We start from the raw sequence: 17,865 nt of genomic DNA on the forward strand, positions 1-17,865 counted from the left end.
TTCATTCACAAAAAAAGAGAATCTTGATTAGCTTATTTTGTTTTAAAACATGACACCCACTCATCGCAAAGGCAACTGTTAGTTGATAAATGAGTTTTTTATTTGCCTTAAACATGATATAATAATGTGATTAATAGAGAAAGGAGACAACAATGAACAACCCTTCAGAAAATTTGAAGCAAGCACAAAAAGGCCCTATTCTTAGTATCATTGTTTATCTCTTATTATCCTCGGCCAAATTGTTAATCGGTTTTCTCATCCATTCTTCTTCTTTGATTGCCGATGGTTTCAATAATATTTCTGATATCATTGGTAATGCTACTTTACTAATTGGTTTAAAAATGGCACGAAAGCCTGCTGACAGCGATCACAAGTTTGGCCATTGGAAGATTGAAGATTTGGCTAGCTTGTTAACGTCATTTATCATGTTTATTGTTGGTCTTCAAGTTCTCGTTCAGACCATTGAGGAGATGATTGCTAACACACACACACCTATTGATCCTTTAGGTGCTTTGGTTGGACTATTTTCTGCTCTTTGTATTTACGGTGTCTATCGTTACAATCAAAAACTGGCTAAAAAGCTCAAATCTGGAGCTCTTGTCGCTGCTGCTAAAGATAATTTAACCGATATCGCCACTTCACTTGGAACAACTGTCGCTATTGTTGCTAGCCGTATGCAGTACCCGGTTGTTGATAAAATCGTAGCGATTATTATTAGTCTTTTTATCATCAAAACAGCTTTTGAGATTTTTAAATCAAGTGCCTTCAGTCTTTCTGATGGCTTTGATGATAAGCGCCTTGCCGAATATAAAGTGGCTATTTTAAAGATTCCTAAAATTTTATCCGTTAAATCCCAAAGGGGAAGAACTTATGGGAGTAATGTATACCTTGACTTGGTTTTAGAAATGCATCCTGACTTGTCTGTTTTTGAAAGTCATGCCATTACAGAACAAGTTGAAGCCTTACTGAAGCAAAAATTTGGCATTTACGATATTGATATTCATGTGGAGCCAGCAAAAATCCAAGAAGACAGGGACAATGAACTTCTCTACAAGACACTCTATAAAAATGAAAAATTATTTTTATCAAAAATACCTGATTATGAAAAGTTATTAGCCGATGACTTTTACATGATTGCAACGAACGGACAATACTTGTCTCTTGCTGATTTACAAGCAACAGACGAACATTTTCCCAACAATTTTAAAGCATTTCAACTGATCAGTGTTAACCCGAAAATCAAATTGGTCACTTATCAACTTGAAAACAGTTCACATACTAGCCTTTGGCGTCGTCATGAAGAATGGCAATTGATTTTTCATCAAATCACAAAAAAAAACGAGCTCTGTTAAGAGCCGTTTTTCTTTTATGAGATCATATTTTTTTAACGAATTCTGATTTCAATTTCATGGCACCAAAGCCATCAATTTTACAGTCAATATTGTGGTCTCCCTCAACAAGACGGATATTTTTAACACGTGTACCTTGTTTGATATCTTTTGGAGCACCTTTAACTTTTAAATCTTTGATAACAGTGATGGTATCGCCATCTGCTAAACGGTTGCCATTACTGTCTAAGACGACTAAACCTTCTTCAACAGCCTCATCTTCTAAAGACCATTCATAAGCACACTCTGGACAAACCAGCAAGACACCATCTTCATAGACATATTCTGACTGGCATTTGGGACAATTTGGTAGTGACATCTTTTTCTCCTTTACGTCAATTACTACCATTCTACTTTATCTTGAGTAAGATGGCAAGATGAATTGGCTTAGAAAATATTTACCGGTTAAGAAACAACTAGTATCTTTCAATTCCAATTGGGTATTTTTATTATTAAAATTAAAAACCAAGACTGGATTAATTCATCTTGGTTTTTAATATCAATTTATTATAAAATCCTAGTCCCAATCTATCTTGTCATGATTGTTTTTAATGTACTCAGAGATAAGATGAGGGTTTTCTATAAGCTGTTTCAAGTTTTCATATAAGGATTTTAATAGTGTTTCATTCGCTTGTGAATAGCTAAAGACAATACTTGAAGCTTCTGGGTCCATCTCTAAGCCGTCTAATAGTTCTGGTGCTTGTTCTTGCCAGTAATGGCTCAAAAAGACTTCCCAACCATAACCATTAAGATAGACATCATAAGCATCATCTACTTCTGTTGCAATTGCCCAAACAGTTGGATCAGAAACGTCAAGAGACACAAAACTTTCATCAGTATCATGGATTAGAAAGTTATCATCAGTACTTGGCTCTAACTCATCATCACTTAGAGGATAACCCTCCACTAAAGTAGGATCAATAATTAACTCTCGTTCCACCTCTGAGGCAATTCCTGTTAAGGTCATAGTACCATTCATTCCTAGTATTTTAGGCTCTCTTTCCATCTTCTCTCCAGTGACTTTACAAAAATAGTTTCCTCGAAAATAAAGTTTATAAAAACCTATGTCTAATTCTTTTTCTTCTTCGGTGAGAGGAATGTTGGTAAGCGTGTAAAAGTAACCCCGTTTCCAATAATCTACTGGCACAATAGATGGGGTAATAAGTAAATTATCATAATCTGGTTGATAATTGCTCATGGTCAAGTCGGTTACTCTATTTTTAAATAAAACAACAAGATGACTGCCTTCCGCAAAAGGATCAAAATCAACTCGATGAATATTAGCTAGGAGTACTTTACCGTAAAAATACAGGCCTTTTCGAGGAGAGAAGAGAAAGACATCTCCAGTTTGAGGAGAAATCTTTGATTTCTCAATGACTTGAAGTTGATGCTTACTTGATTTATTATCATAAAAATCATCAATTTTTCTTCGTGTCTCTTTATCTAACTTAAGATAGCGTTCCTCTATACGTTCTGCTATCAAATTGGGATTATTCATTATTGTCTCTTTCTAGATAATTGGTTTTTCAACTCTTACAGACCATTATAACAGAAAAACACCCTCAAATGAGGCCATTATTCATTTTTACTGTTAAAATCATTGTAAGACAGTCAGTTCAGCTAATTGGCGTTTAGCTTCTCTCACAAAATAAAAGTCAGAACTTCCTTTGGCAAGTTCGCCAAAATATTTTTTGGCACTCTCGCTATCCTCCATAAGCTTGGCATTTAAACCACTACAATAGAGCTTAAAATAATCAGAAAGATTTCCTTCTTCTGGCCTATCATCGAAAAAATGATTCTCTTTTTCTAACAACAATAAGTCTCTAAATGTTTCTAGAAATGTTAAATAGCGATTTTTTAATACTGTTATTTTTTTATTGCCTTCTATGTTCAATAAGTTTTGGTAATAAATTTCAAACTGTGCAGACTCTCCTAACAATAAATGGTTAAAAGCCAAGAGGAATGATTTTTCAATAGCCATTGCTTTCCTAGACAATCTGGGAAAAGTATCAATGGTTATTTTATCCAAAAAAGTAATAGACTCCCTGAAATTTCCTTCATAAAAAGTTAAAATAGCGAAGTTTAAATAAGATTGTGCTCGTAAAACTTTATGGATTTTCCAGTTTTTTAAAGAACTTTGTTTCGCTTCAAGAAAGACACGATATTTTTTTTAATCTTTTTCTCCATGTAAAATGTATCTCAAGGCTTTTTTAACAGACTGGATTATGTCAAATGCTAAGATTAAATAAATAACACCTAACAAAAGAAAAATATGATAATAAATAGTTTGTTGGAATATAATTGTTCTCAAAATTATCAATAGATTAATATAAATTGCATAAACGTGTACAAATTTGCTTAGTTTTTCAAATTCCTTACTTGACATTTTTAAAATGCGTTGTTTAAACATTTAAACTCCTTCTATTCATCTTCAGTGCCCAAAATAATTGCTAATGCAGCTGATGCGGTTATGCTAGCTGGTACAGCACCTGTCCCAATACTTGCAAAAAGAACAAACACAGAACCAGCCAAAAGTCCTACAGCTATTATTTTATCATTCAATACCCTAAACCCAGACTCAGTTGTGTTAGTCGTTATTACACCATTTGGATCTGTGATAATAGTTCTACTATTAGTATAGGCACCCAAAAGACCATGCTCAAAATCTGCATTAAGATTAAGACCAACATCATAACCATTTTTACCATTATCGGCTCCAGCTGAGATATCTAGTCCATCTTTTCCAATACCCGCATTAACCTCTACCGTATTCCCAAATAAACTTAGTGAGAGATTGGCTTTTAAGTTACCATCTTCTATACCAAGACTGCTAGTCACTACATCTAAGGTGCTTAATTTAACACCAGATAGTTCACCATTTGTAAACTGACCTTGAATCAAACCATTAATTCATTTATTCTATGGCTTGTATGTTACATTTTAACATGTATCGTTTTCTTATGAGTTAATAAGTCTTTAGCATAAATAGATCTAACAATATCTCCCTTTGGAAAGGATTTTTGACGTTTTAAGTTAAGCAAAGATTGAGGAACTATTTTGTGGCGATCATCTAATAATGTCAATGCTAGAAGTTGTTTATTCGTTCTAAGAGCATAATCAAACGAAAGGTAGAGATATGTTCCTCTAGTTACCAATCTCACGTGTTTACCTATTAAGTCTCTAATGGAAGTTAGTGCTTGTAACTTTTGTAGCGTTGTCCCATCCTTTTTAATCTTTATAGCATGTAGGACAACTTGATTGGAAAAACAATCATTAAAAAAACTATGGCTTCCTTTTTCATAATCTATCCCACACAAGTGCATGAAATTGGAATAAGAAAAGTAAACATCAATTTTCTTATCATCAGTACAATAAGTTACTACTTGATTAACAAAGTATGTTTTAAAAAATTTAGCTGCATCATTTAAAAGACCTAAATGGCGTTTCAAAACTAATATGTCATTATTGTTTGGCTTTTTATAACTTTTTGGATACTTGACCATTAATCCCCCATAAATAAATAGACGACCCATTAACTGAGTCGTCTATTTAGTCGGTTTATTCTGGTGTCTGCCACCACTTGGCCCTTATGTCCAAGATTGCTATCGGATTTCGTTTTGGTGTCCGCCACCACTTGACCCTTATGTCCAAGTTTACTATCAGATTGACCATGAGCCGACTACTCATCTACACTTTCATTATAACGTTTTCCTTTTATTTTAGCAAGTAAAATTCACTTTTAGTAAAGCAGAAAAAAGCTATTCAACCGTCACAGATTTTGCAAGGTTTCGTGGTTTATCGACATCTAATCCTCTCTGGAGTGAGGCATAGTAGGCGATTAGTTGGGTTGGAACAACCATCCCTATACTTGAGAGGTAAGGATGAACTGCCATAACAACAATATCATCTGAATCTTTGTCTGCTCCTTCTTCGACAATGGTTAAAACAGATGCACCTCTTGCAATAACTTCTGAAACATTTCCTCGTGTGTGTGATAAAACTGATGGATTGTTGGATAATAGAGCAATCACAGGTGTCCCGTCTTCAATGAGAGAGATGGTGCCGTGTTTCAACTCACCTGCAGCAAAGCCTTCACACTGGATATAAGAAATTTCTTTTAGCTTCAAACTGGCTTCCATAGCAACATAATAATCATTGGAACGTCCGATATAGAAAGCATTTCGAGTCGTTTCTAATAGCTCTTGTGTTTTCTTTTCAATCACTTCTTTTTGTGAAAGAGTTGATTCAATGGATTGCGCCACAATCGATAATTCTTTAATCAAATCAAAATCTAGAGATTTTGGATTTCCTATCTTATCACCCACTGCCTTAGCAAGAAAGGCTAGCGTTGCAATCTGTGCCGTATAAGCTTTTGTGGAAGCTACTGCAATCTCAGGCCCTGCATGGATTAACATGGTATAGTTGGCTTCGCGTGACAAGGTTGAACCAGCAACATTTGTGATGGTTAAGCTTGGAATACCAAGTTCATTAGCCTTAACAAGAACCTGGCGACTATCAGCGGTTTCCCCCGACTGACTTAAAAGAATCACCATTGGTTTTTCACTCATTAACGGCAAATCATAACCCCACTCAGACGCAATTCCCAATTCAACAGGAGTCTGGGTTAACTGTTCTAAAAACTGTTTAGCCGCATAACCCGCATGATAGGATGTTCCGGCAGCAATAATATAAAGACGATCAGAGGCTTTAACGGCATCAATAATAGCATCATCCACAACGATTTCTTGGTTGTCATTACTATAAGTTTTGATAAGACGACGCATGACGCTAGGCTGCTCATCAATTTCTTTTAGCATATAGTAAGGATAAGTGCCTTTACCGATATCTGATAAATCAAGGCTTGCTGTGTAGCTCTCTCTTTCAATAGGATTGCTATCAAAATCTTCAATACGGATGCTATCTTTTTTAACCGTTACTATTTCCTTATCGTGGATTTCCATAAATTCACTGGTTTCTCGAATCATCGCCATTGCGTCCGAGCAGACCATATTATAGCCATCCCCCAAGCCGATAAGAAGAGGCGATTTATTTTTGGCCACATAAATAGTATCAGGTAGCTTGCTATCAACTAAGGCAAAGGCATAAGAACCTTCAATGATAGTCAAAGCTTTTTTAAAGGCATCATATGTTGTTAGTGAGTTTTCCTTGGCCAACTGTTCAATCAAATGAACGACAATTTCAGTATCAGTGCTGCCTAGAAACGCATGATTAGTCAGATAAGTCTCTTTAAGGTCAAGATAGTTTTCAATAACACCATTGTGTACCAAAGTCAGTTCTTTGGTGGAGGATTGATGAGGATGGGCATTTTCAACACTGGGTTTTCCGTGTGTCGCCCATCTGGTGTGACCAATCCCGATGTCTCCAGCTAGGTCAATCCCAATTTTTTCTCTTAAATCAGCAATTTTACCAAAAGCCTTGATCAACTTAGCTGATTTATTGCCATCCACTAAAAAAATACCCGATGAATCATAACCTCTGTATTCAAGTTTTTCTAAACCTTGCATTAAAATATCTTTGGCATTTCTATTGCCAACAACTCCTACAATTCCGCACATATATTCATTGGTGATAACAAACGATCACACTCTCCTTGTAATTGGTATAGTCTAATTTGTTTTATAATAAACAACTGTAATTAGTATATTACAAGGTTTGTTAAATGTCAAAGAAATAATTGGTATAGTCTGATAAAAACAAAAAATGAATAGTTGCCTATTCATTTTCAATAAATCCAAACTGATCTAATGGCAGAATGCGAAAGTTCACAACACCCTTGATTTGTTTTTGACTAATCAGCCCAAATTCTCTACTATCTTTTGTGTTTTGTCTATTATCATTTAAAACTAGAAAATAACCTTTGGGGATTTTTGTGATATTAGACTGTGTCAATGTTTCCAATGTAAAATCCGAAGTAAAATAAGCTTCAAAACCATATCGATTATGATAATCTGTTTTTAGATTATCAATATAGGGCTCTTCTTCAATCATAGCATTAAGATAAAAAATATCATCCATAAAGGTTACAGAGTCACCTGAGGTAGCTATAACACGACCCACGTATTCCTTTTTATCAACCTTGTAAACAACAAAATCCTTAACGGCAGGCTTGGTTCTTGTTTGAACAGTAACAAAGTCACCTGATTTTAAAAAGTTATTAGCCTCATTTTTTGAAATTTCATGCGTTGAAAAAAAGAAGAGACGTAATAATAAAACTAGATTGATACCAATAATAATTAAAAAAATATTTCTAAAAAAATCTCGTTTAACCATGGTCTCTCCTCAACAATTCTTTTCTTAATTATACCATGTTTTTTGATAGAAAAAAAGATAGCTGTTATAGCTATCTTGATTTTTTATTATTTAACAGTACGAATTCTCATTGTGTTTGTACCACCAGTACCAACTGGTACACCAGCTACAATGACAATGTTATCACCTGACTCTACAAGCCCAGAAGATAAAGCCACTTTTTCAGCCACTTCAAACATATCATCTGTTGAGTCTGGTCGATCTGCTAATACTGGAATAACACCCCAGTTAACCATTAATGATTTTTGAATTTTTTCATCAAAGGTAATCGCAAGAATATCTGACTCAGGACGGTACTTAGAAATAAGACGTGCTGTATTTCCTGTTTCAGTAATGGTTACTACTAATTTAATATCCATTGAGCGTGTCGCATCCTTAACAGCTGATGCAACAACTTCTGTTTTGTTAGAACGCTCAAAATTATCAGAATTAAGACGACCATATTCACTAAGAAGTGTTTGAGCATTTTTGTCAATCGTTGCCATTGTTCTTACTGACTCTACAGGGTATTTACCATTAGCAGATTCTCCAGAAAGCATTGTAGCATCAGTACCATCAATGACAGCATTGAAAACATCAGAAACTTCTGAGCGAGTTGCACGAGGTTTTTCAGTCATTGTTTCAAGCATATTTGTTGCTGTGATAACTGCTTTACCTGCAGCATTTGTTTTAGTAATAATCATTTTTTGATAAACTGGTACCATTTCAAATGGTACTTCAATACCCATGTCACCACGAGCAATCATGATACCATCAGCGGCATCAATAATTTCATCAATGTTATCAATACCTTGTTGATTTTCAATTTTTGCAAAAAGTTTAACATGTTCATTGCCTGTTTCACGAGTAATGGCACGAACTTCTTCAACATCTTTAGCAGTACGAACAAATGAAATGGCAATAAAGTTAAGACCTTGTTCTAAACCAAAGCGAATATCGGCATTATCTCTTTCTGCGAGAGCTGGGAAAGGAATTTTAGTATTTGGAATGTTAACACCTTTTTGTTTAGCAATAATACCATCATTTTCAACAAGAACTTCTAATTCATGATTTGCATGGTCTTTTGAGATAATTCTTAATCCAACTTTACCATCATCAATAAGGATTTGTTGGCCTTTTTCAACGTGATCAAAAATGTCTAATTTACCAGCAACACTTAGGGCAATCTTATCTCTTGTTGATTGTAAGCCTTGTTTTGTTGCTACTCTAATTTTATCACCTGTTTGATAAGTGTATTCTTTGGCATCATCTGAAAACAATTCAGTTCTCATTTCAGGACCTTTGGTATCTAATAAGAATCCTACTTTTTGTCCAGCTAATTCCTCAGCATAACGAACGGTTGCCATACGGTCACCTTGTTCTTTATGATCACCATGAGAGAAATTAAAACGAAAGACATTTGCTCCAGCTTTAATTAATTCAGCAATATTATGAGCAGACTGTTCAACGTCAAGTTCCCCACTCCAATAGCCATCTTCACCATATTTTTTGCCGCCTCGAATCTCAACAGCCGGACCTAGTGTGGCAACGATTTTAACACGTTTGTTCATTCTTGAAAAACTCCTTTATTTCTTACTAATATTCATTTATTTAAATAGTTGGTTTTATTTTGCTAATACACGATTTAAATCAGCAAAATCTAAGCGTGCTTTGTGAGGATTATTGACAATAATTTTACCTTGATCGTCAAGACTAAATAAGGCACCTTCTTCAGCAGTTCCTAAAATTGGGCTTTCTACTAGATTTTCATTTTGAATACCAATAGCATAGCCGCCTTTACCTTCTTTTAATAACTCGACAGCTCTTGCTCCCATCCAGCTTGCTAAAACTCTATCACGAGGGCTTGGTGAGCCACCACGAAGGATATGACCTAGATTGGTTACCCTTAAGTCGTTTGTATTACCAGCGTCTTTTAATTTAGCAGCAAATTCATCACCACTCATAACCCCTTCAGCAAGAACGATGATATGATGATTTTTACCATTGGCAAATCCTTGATTAATCTTTTGGACAACTTGATGGATATCATAATCCTCTTCAGGAACAATAATTTGGTCAGCACCAGAGGCAATTCCAGCCCAAAGTGCAATATCACCTGCATTTCTACCCATCACTTCTACGATAAAAGTTCTTTTGTGGCTTGATGAGGTATCACGTAATTTATCAAGTGCCGATGTTGCTGTACTAACAGCTGTATCAAAGCCAATTGTGTAATCTGTTCCAACAATATCATTATCAATTGTCCCAGGAATACCTACAGCAGGAAAACCATGCTCAGTTAGGCGCATTGCACCGTGATATGAACCGTCTCCACCTATAACAACGACACCTTCAATGCCATGTTTTTTTAATTGTTCAATACCTGCAAGTTGACCTTCAAGCTTACTGAACTCTGGATATCTAGCTGAGAATAAGAATGTTCCACCACGAGAAATCTTATCTCCAACAGCTCTTGAATCTAACGGGAAAATATCCCCAGCAACCATACCAGCATAGCCATAATTAATACCATAAACTTCCATACCTTCTGAAATTGCTTTACGAACAACTGCCCTAACAGCAGCATTCATTCCAGGTGAGTCTCCTCCACTGGTTAAAACAGCAATACGTTTCATTATTATCAGCGCTCCTTTTTTATATTTAACGTTCCTATTATAGCACAATCTCTTGTAAAAATCTTTACTTTCTGACTCATTTCAACGAAAAACCGTTTTCAGAACATAGGGACTTAGTAGTTCAATTAACTTTTCTTCTTTTGCAACAAAGTATTTCTGACTTTGAAGCGTTTCCTTTGATTCTTTGTAATGAATCACAACAGGCAAAGAACCAGGAAATTGTTTTAGAATTCTAGTAATCTTATAGTCATTCTCATGATTAGCAACCAGCAACCAACATTTTTCATTTGTAGGAATAATAAGAGAATCAAGTAGCATCTGCAACTGCTGATTTCTCAACTGAATTTTACCATGAAACAGGAAGAATTGACCTTCAACTAGGGTGTCTCTATATTTTTTATAGATTTCTGGAAATAGAGTAACATCTAGTTTTTTATTAGTGTCACTAATTGTTAGAAAAGCCATTTCCTCGCCACTCGTCTTAGTTCTGATAACCTTGATTTTTTCAATTTCACCAAGAACCGTCATTTGTTGACCTTCAACTAATTTTGAAAATGGCGTAAATTGACCCTTTCTTTTTTCCATTTCTTCTTTCAGTGGATGAGGACTAATCCCTATACCAAGACTATTTTTCTCAAGTAGATATTTTTCAGCATTTGTGTAATCTTCTTCTTCCAACCATTGATAAGCACTATCAGAGAAAAGACTACCGAGTTCACTAACAAAAATTAATAAAGAATCCAAATTCTTTTGAATTTTTTTCCTATTAGGGTCAAAATTATCAAACAAGCCAACCAAAACAAGTGGTTCAATGATTTTTTTCACCCGATATTTTTCAGGAAGTCTAGTTAAAAAATCTTCTATCCCCTGATAAGGTTTGTTATCAACAATCCAAAAAGCCAATTCTTTGGGCAACTCTTTGATGTGCTTAATGCCAATAGAGATAGAATGTTGATAGACTCTATCATAATATGAAGCATTGTTTACTGTTAATTTTTCAAGGCTAAAGCCATTATCAAGAGCGTCACTAATGTAGTGATTACCAGAGTAATTGAGTAAAACATTATAAAAAACATCTGGATAATGAGCTTTGAAGAAAGCTAACTGAAAAGCCAGAGCTGAATATGCATAAGCATGACTTCTATTAAAGCCATAACCTGCAAATTTTGCCATCATATCAAATAAATGCGAAGCAATTTTTTCTGGTCTGCCTAATTCTTTAGCACCTTTTAGGAAATCTGAGCGCATGACATCCATTTGCTCTTTATTCTTCTTTGACATGGCTCTACGTAATAAATCAGCCTTCCCCAAAGAAAAACCAGCGTAGACTTGGGCAATCGTCATGACTTGTTCTTGATAGAGCATAATACCATACGTAGGCTCTAAGATTGGAGCAATTGCTGGATCGATCAGATCAATAGCCTCTTTTTTAAATTTTCTCTTAATAAAATTGTCAATATAATCACTTGCACCAGGTCGATTCAAACTGGTTGTAGCCACTATTTCTTCAAAACGAGATGGTTTTATCTGTTTTAAGAGGTTAATCGCTCCTGCTGCCTCAAACTGAAAGATACCAGCAGTTTTCCCTTGTGCAAATAGAGCTAATGTTTTTTCATCTTCTAGATTAATTGTTTTAATATCAATAGTAACCCCTTGTTCTTTAAAGAGTTTTTCCTTCATTTTTTGAACAAATGTTAGATTTCTCAAACCAAGAAAGTCCATTTTTAATAGACCATTTGCTTCAACAGCTTGAGCATCATACTGCGTTATCATCATATCTTCGCCTGGTTTTAATGGGATATGATTGGTTAGATTATCGTCACTTAAAACAACCCCAGCTGCGTGAATTGAAGTTTGTCTAGGGTTTCCTTCAATTTTTTTTGCTATTTCAAAAGCTTTTTGAAACTCTAATTTGTTGGTGATGATTTGACGAAAATGAGCATTTTTTTCGTATGTATTGGTCAAAGTATTATTGAAAGAAATACGCTTTGTTAAAGCTCCCAATTCATATTCTGTAGCTCCAAAACGTTTAAAAACATCTCGAATAGCTTGTTTGGCACCAAATGTTGAAAAAGTAACAATTTGAGCAGCGTGTTCACTCCCATAGCGATCTCTCACATAATGGAGGAATTCTGAACGGTAGATGTCTGGTAAATCGATATCAATATCAGGCATGCTATAGCGTTCTTTATTTAAAAATCGTTCAAACAAGAGGTTATTTTTAACAGGGTCTATCCCTGTGATTTCTAGCAAATAAGCTACAAGACTACCTGCTGCAGAACCTCTTCCCATTCCCATATAATAGCCTTTACTAAGGCCAAAGCGGATTAAATCCCAAACAATAAGAAAATAGTCATCAAAGCCCATATCGTGAATAATGGAAAGTTCTGTTTCTAGACGTTTAGTATAGGTTTCTCCATCTAGTTTTTTTATTTTTAAAGACTGGTATGTTTTTTCACGTAATTCAATACTCGCATCTTTATCACGGTTAAAACGAGGTAATTTTAAGGAAGAATTAAAGTGGTAAGAAATACTTGAAACAAGTGCCTGAAGATTCTCCAGTGCTTGAGGAAATCGCTCCTTAAATAATCGTGTCATTGTTGGAGCATCTTGAAACTGTTGATTACCTTCAAGGGGTTTGGTTTCTTTTAGAGAAATATTTTCTTTTATAGCATGAAGCACTTGAAGCACTTCTTTATCCTTTGTCTCAAAATATCTCACAGTATGTAAGGGAAGAATTGGTTTTTTAAACTGCTTAACTGGTGTATCTAAAGTCACACCAATATAGTAATCATACGGAAAAGAAAGTTGGTTAATCCCATCAAAATAAGGAATGATAATAACTAGTTCACTAAAATAATCATCGTTATCTAAAAGATTCTTTTCACCTTTCATTAAAGCGGTTGATAGTTTCAATAATTGACGATAACCTAGATTATTTTTTGCAATGACATTGATTGCTACTTCTTGATTATCAATAAGAACAGTCGTTTCCAAACCGACAATAGGATGAATATTATTTTTCTGACTTTTATTAATAAAATGATATGCAGCATAAAGATTATCCTTATCCATAATTCCTAGATGAGAATAACCAAGTTCCTTAGCGGTTTTAATATATTCGTCTAAATCAATGAGACTGTCCATGAATGAATAGACTGTTTTAGTATCTAATTGAACAAACATCGCTTCTCCTTTCCTAGATTATCATGACTTCAATTTATATTATACTATGAAACTGTAAAATAATGTTAATTCTTTTTTATTCTTTTATAGTTGTTTTTCTTGACAAGAAAATGTTTTTTCTGTATTATTAAAGTAGTACAAAAACATTTTAGTGAAAGGAGACTCTGATGGCCTGGAAATTTGATGAGAAATCCCCCATTTATGTTCAGATAGCCCAACGTGTCAAAATGAGGATAATTAGCCAAGATATCAAAAGTGGTGAGCAATTGCCTACTGTAAGAGAATTTGCAGAGGAAGCTGGGGTTAATCCCAATACAATGCAACGTGCTTTTATAGAACTTGAACGTGATGGAATGGTGTATTCGCAAAGAACATCTGGTAGATTTGTTACCGATGATGAAAAACTAATCGAACAAAAACGTCACGAATTGGCAGAAGAAGAAATAAAGCTATTTATTAATCACATGAAAAAAATTGGCTTTGATAATAAAAAGATTATTGAAGAATTAATGAAATATTTAGGAGAAAGTAAATGACAGACTTACTACAATTACATCATGTCACTAAAAACTATGGTAAATTCACTGCCTTAGAGGATATTACCTTAAATTTACCTGCTGGAAAAATTATTGGCTTACTTGGACCAAATGGTAGTGGAAAAACAACGCTCATCAAGTTAATTAATGGTCTTTTGCAACCAACTAACGGTGATATTGTTATTGATGGTTTTAGGCCATCTGTAGAAAGCAAGAAAATTATTTCCTATTTACCAGATACTACTTATCTACAAGACAATATGAAGGTTGAAGATCTTTTGATTCTATTCAAAGATTTTTATGATGATTTTGATAGTAATCGTGCAACCACTCTTTTAAACGATTTGAATATTTCTCTCAATCAAAAACTTAAAAACTTGTCTAAAGGAAATAAGGAGAAAGTTCAATTAATCCTTGTTATGAGTCGTAAAGCAAAACTATATGTTCTTGACGAACCTATTGGTGGTGTTGACCCAGCTGCTAGGGATTATATTTTAAAAACTATTATCAACAATTATTCCGAAGACGCTTCTGTTATTATTTCAACACATTTGATTGCTGATATTGAACCCATTTTAGATGAAGTTGTCTTTATTCAAAATGGTAACATTGTCCTTCAAGGCAACGCTGATGACTTAAGAGAAGAACATGGAAAATCAGTTGATGCTATTTTCAGAGAAACGTTTAAAGCTTAAAGGAGAATAACACAATGTTTGGAAAATTATTAAAATATGAGATAAAATCTGTTGGAAAATGGTATTTTGCTCTTTACGGTGCTATCTTGTTTTGTGCCACTATTTTAGGACTATACATTAGTAGATTCAACAATGATAGTCGAATTAATGGTGAATTCTTTTTAGAGGGACGAGAGCCATCAACCTCTGAAGCAATCATTATGTTAGCTATTATACTTATCTTTGTTTCATTAATCATTGGAATCGGCATATCTACTTTCTTTATTATTGTCAATCGTTTCAACAAGAATATCTTTGGTCGCGAAGGTTATCTAACCTTAACCCTTCCAGTATCAACTCATCAGATTATTCTTTCAAAATTATTTGCCTCATTGATGTGGTCACTTTTAAGTTCAATAGTTCTTCTTCTTAGCATTTTTTTACTGATATTACCAAGTATTCCTTTAGATGAACTATTCTTATACCTACCAAGCATCACGGCTAATATTCACGTTGATATATTCTTAATCGTCTTAAGCTACATTATTGTAAGTAGTATTACTTCTATTCTTATGCTGTACCTAGCGATTTCAATTGGACAACTCTTTCAAGATAAACGTGCATTAATGGGATTTGTAGCTTTCTTTGCAATAGGTATTTTAATAGCCATCATAAAACAACTTATATTTGGTGACACTAATCTTTCTGATGACAGTTACTACATTGATTCTAATTTCTTAAGTATTAAACTCTTCTTTATCAGAGAAATCTTCATTAATTTATTCATATCTGCTGTCTATTACTTTGGCACTCACTATATCATCAAAAATAAATTAAATATTCAATAAGAAAAAGCCTCTACTATTGAGGCTCTTTTGGTTTTTATGATATAATAAGGCTACCAACTTTAGTGTAATGGATATCACGCAAGATTCCGGTTCTTGAAATGGGGGTTCGATTCCCTCAAGTTGGATACGATAAAAGAGCCTTTTGTGGCTCTTTTTTAGTTATCTTTCTTTTCTTCTTTTAAACCAGACTGTTCTTTAGAGGTTAATCCATCTTGATTAAAGAACATTTCAACGGTAGCTACCCCATCTGATTTCAGTCCACTAATCCAAATGGCTTGAATATCACGACCTTCTGAAGAAGAAACCTCTGACAAGACATCAGGCTCTCCAAAAACTTGTTTCACTTCAAGATAAGAAGTGCCATTAGTAATGTCATTGTAAGCTTCTTTAGAGATAGTTGCTTTACGGATAAAACTAAAATTTGAGATTGATCTCACAACGGTACTATTTTCAAATAATTTTATCGTTACTTCAACATTATCGAACTGCCATTTGTAGACATCAAGACTAACTTCTCCTGCTGGTTCTTGTTCAATACTTGTTGGCTCTCCAAATAAAGTTTTTAATTCTTCAAACGTTGTACCACCCTTAAATTCATCTTGTGCTAAAGCAATATGAACATCGTTAAACTTAAATCGAATATCTTGATGTTCAGCAATTTCAGCAGCTTTTTGAGTTAAGGCTGATTCCTCTTCTGTCGTTTTTGCTTCTTCTTTTGTTTTATTACCACTTGAACAAGATATTAAAAAAAAGGCAGACAAAATGACACCTAATGATAAAAGGATTTTTTTCATGTTTTTCTCACATTCTTCTCATCTTTTAGTATTTAGTAATGGAGCCGGTGGGAGTCGAACCCACGTCCAAACATCTGCTAACATATTTGTCTACAACCATAGGCTATGTCTTATTTTGACTAATTAATGACACATAGCTCAAGCCAAAAATCAGCGAGTCTATTAGTCTCTTTATGATTAGCTAGACAATAATCACACGTAGCTTACTATTTTAAGACTTTTAATGAGACGTAAGCAATCTCATAAAAGCCACGAGAGCTGGTTTTTAGGCAGCTACAGCGTAAGTTGTGTTATTTTTTGCAGTTATATTTAACTGGCATTTTACATCTGCCGATGGGTTGCAAAATAGGCCTCATAATGCCTGTCGAATCCGTAACGACCCCTAATTATTAATAGTTAATACCTTACTAGTATATCAAAAAAATAGCTATTAGCAAAGTACAAAAAAGTACTAAAAATTTAAGTAATACTTTACCTGAGCATATTGAAAGTCACTATGGCATAGAAAACATTTTATTTGTCGTTCAACCACCTTTAAAAGTTAAAAAGTCTTTAAATAAATTATCAGTAAGGTTATAGTACCTAACATCTGTTATAGAATTTTTTGATTTGTGTAGAATAGACATCATTTAAACTAGTAAAAGGGATGACAAGATTTGTCATCCCTTTTAGTTTTCTTATAATTAATTCGATTAGATCAAAACAATTAGTACAGATTGCTTTTTATGTTAGCCACTTCTTTTTGATAAATCGGTTCATCTGATCAAAATAAAAGTCTTTACGGTTATAAGTTAAATCAGTATATTCTGCTAAATCGATAATTTTTTCAAGAAAAAGTTTAGATGAAAATCCAGTTGTTTGATGTAATTCTTTCTCATCAAAAGCTCTAATCAAATGCGATAGAGGATTTCTAACTGATTTTTCAAATTGTCTGAGTAAGTGTACTGTTTCCTTAATCTTTTTTGGTGCCTCAGAAAGTAGAATCAAATCAACTAAACTTCTTGACGTCACGCGAGAGTCTCGTCTTCTTGAAATGAATGCTTGAATGGTTTGATTACTTGAGGTTTCCATTTTTTCAAACTCCCATTTATCATAACGATCAGACCTAGAATTTTCAACATAGTCAAACAAATCAGGGATTTCTTTTAGCAAGACCCTCGTAAATAAACGATAAAGAATGGGACTAACACTTCTTACAAAATCAATAATACGACCATTTTTTATCTTAGCCTCTAAGTCTAAAATGTAGTTAATAATGGTTTCTTCATTTTTTGAATGGCTCACTAAATCAAGACCATAGTTTTCTTTAATTGACTGATTCTTTTCATGATGCTTGTAGAGAAAATCAATATTCAATTCTCTACGTTCTTTTAGCATCTCTAAAATATAAAGGCAGTCTGTTTCAAGATCATCAATGAGACTTGCCATTTTAAAAGCATTTTGATAATCATAAACATCTAATAAGAAATGGAGCCCTCTTTCAGATTTATTCAT

16 protein-coding genes, 1 tRNA gene and 1 other RNA gene are annotated in these 17,865 nt (G+C 34.1%); 5 read left to right on the forward strand and 13 right to left on the reverse strand.

Going from position 1 to position 17,865, the window contains the following annotated elements; genetic code table 11:
- Positions 1-152: 152 nt before the first annotated feature.
- Entirely contained in the window at positions 153-1,352 is a 1,200-nt protein-coding gene (locus JHK62_RS02750) for a cation diffusion facilitator family transporter (protein ID WP_199575146.1), read from the forward strand.
- A 22-nt stretch (positions 1,353-1,374) separates the two neighbouring features.
- Here the strand turns inward: JHK62_RS02750 and JHK62_RS02755 are convergent, their stop codons facing one another.
- The 10 genes from JHK62_RS02755 to JHK62_RS02800 all read right to left on the reverse strand — a co-directional run bounded on the left by JHK62_RS02755 (position 1,375) and on the right by JHK62_RS02800 (position 13,519).
- Entirely contained in the window at positions 1,375-1,707 is a 333-nt protein-coding gene (locus JHK62_RS02755) for a zinc ribbon domain-containing protein YjdM (RefSeq protein ID WP_199575147.1), read from the reverse strand.
- Between the two features lie 198 nt (positions 1,708-1,905).
- Positions 1,906-2,886, reverse strand: a complete 981-nt coding sequence (locus tag JHK62_RS02760; RefSeq protein ID WP_199575148.1) for an Imm51 family immunity protein — start codon at positions 2,884-2,886, stop codon at positions 1,906-1,908.
- A gap of 99 nt (positions 2,887-2,985) precedes the next feature.
- Positions 2,986-3,369: a hypothetical protein gene (locus JHK62_RS02765; RefSeq protein ID WP_199575149.1), complete on the reverse strand. Its 384-nt coding sequence runs from the start codon at positions 3,367-3,369 to the stop codon at positions 2,986-2,988.
- Between the two features lie 440 nt (positions 3,370-3,809).
- On the reverse strand, positions 3,810-4,289 hold the full coding sequence (locus JHK62_RS02770; protein ID WP_199575150.1) for a hypothetical protein: 480 nt from the start codon (positions 4,287-4,289) through the stop codon (positions 3,810-3,812).
- 32 nt (positions 4,290-4,321) lie between these two features.
- Positions 4,322-4,891, reverse strand: coding sequence for a PBECR4 domain-containing protein (locus JHK62_RS02775; protein ID WP_199575246.1), 570 nt, complete (start codon positions 4,889-4,891; stop codon positions 4,322-4,324).
- Positions 4,892-5,146: 255 nt separating this feature from the next.
- Entirely contained in the window at positions 5,147-6,964 is a 1,818-nt protein-coding gene (gene glmS / locus JHK62_RS02780) for a glutamine--fructose-6-phosphate transaminase (isomerizing) (RefSeq protein WP_199575151.1), read from the reverse strand.
- A gap of 157 nt (positions 6,965-7,121) precedes the next feature.
- Complete coding sequence (lepB, locus tag JHK62_RS02785) at positions 7,122-7,679, reverse strand: signal peptidase I (RefSeq protein WP_199575152.1); 558 nt, start codon at positions 7,677-7,679, stop codon at positions 7,122-7,124.
- An 86-nt stretch (positions 7,680-7,765) separates the two neighbouring features.
- The gene (pyk, locus tag JHK62_RS02790; RefSeq protein WP_199575153.1) at positions 7,766-9,268 is read right to left on the reverse strand and encodes a pyruvate kinase; all 1,503 of its coding nucleotides are present in this window, start codon (positions 9,266-9,268) and stop codon (positions 7,766-7,768) included.
- Positions 9,269-9,322: 54 nt separating this feature from the next.
- Entirely contained in the window at positions 9,323-10,333 is a 1,011-nt protein-coding gene (pfkA, locus tag JHK62_RS02795; RefSeq protein WP_199575154.1) for a 6-phosphofructokinase, read from the reverse strand.
- A gap of 81 nt (positions 10,334-10,414) precedes the next feature.
- A complete protein-coding gene (locus JHK62_RS02800; protein WP_199575155.1) occupies positions 10,415-13,519 on the reverse strand; it encodes a DNA polymerase III subunit alpha in 3,105 nt (1,034 codons plus the stop codon).
- 167 nt (positions 13,520-13,686) lie between these two features.
- Between JHK62_RS02800 and JHK62_RS02805 the strand changes: the two genes are divergently transcribed.
- The 4 genes from JHK62_RS02805 (at position 13,687) to JHK62_RS02820 (ending at position 15,702) form a co-directional block, all read left to right on the forward strand.
- Complete coding sequence (locus JHK62_RS02805; protein WP_199575156.1) at positions 13,687-14,055, forward strand: GntR family transcriptional regulator; 369 nt, start codon at positions 13,687-13,689, stop codon at positions 14,053-14,055.
- Complete coding sequence (locus JHK62_RS02810) at positions 14,052-14,750, forward strand: ABC transporter ATP-binding protein (protein ID WP_199575157.1); 699 nt, start codon at positions 14,052-14,054, stop codon at positions 14,748-14,750. The genes JHK62_RS02805 and JHK62_RS02810 overlap by 4 nt, the downstream gene beginning before the upstream one ends.
- 14 nt (positions 14,751-14,764) lie before the next feature.
- Entirely contained in the window at positions 14,765-15,577 is an 813-nt protein-coding gene (locus JHK62_RS02815; protein WP_199575158.1) for an ABC transporter permease, read from the forward strand.
- A 53-nt stretch (positions 15,578-15,630) separates the two neighbouring features.
- Positions 15,631-15,702: transfer RNA gene (locus JHK62_RS02820), tRNA-Arg, on the forward strand.
- A 30-nt stretch (positions 15,703-15,732) separates the two neighbouring features.
- Here the strand turns inward: JHK62_RS02820 and JHK62_RS02825 are convergent.
- The 3 genes from JHK62_RS02825 to JHK62_RS02835 form a co-directional block, all read right to left on the reverse strand.
- A complete protein-coding gene (locus JHK62_RS02825; RefSeq protein WP_199575159.1) occupies positions 15,733-16,371 on the reverse strand; it encodes a DUF3862 domain-containing protein in 639 nt (212 codons plus the stop codon).
- Positions 16,372-16,407: 36 nt separating this feature from the next.
- Positions 16,408-16,754: a transfer-messenger RNA gene (gene ssrA, locus JHK62_RS02830) on the reverse strand.
- A gap of 340 nt (positions 16,755-17,094) precedes the next feature.
- Positions 17,095-17,865, reverse strand: a complete 771-nt coding sequence (locus JHK62_RS02835; protein WP_199575160.1) for a LytR family transcriptional regulator — start codon at positions 17,863-17,865, stop codon at positions 17,095-17,097.

This window comes from Streptococcus pacificus (genome assembly GCF_016481305.1).
Lineage (GTDB): Bacteria > Bacillota > Bacilli > Lactobacillales > Streptococcaceae > Streptococcus > Streptococcus pacificus.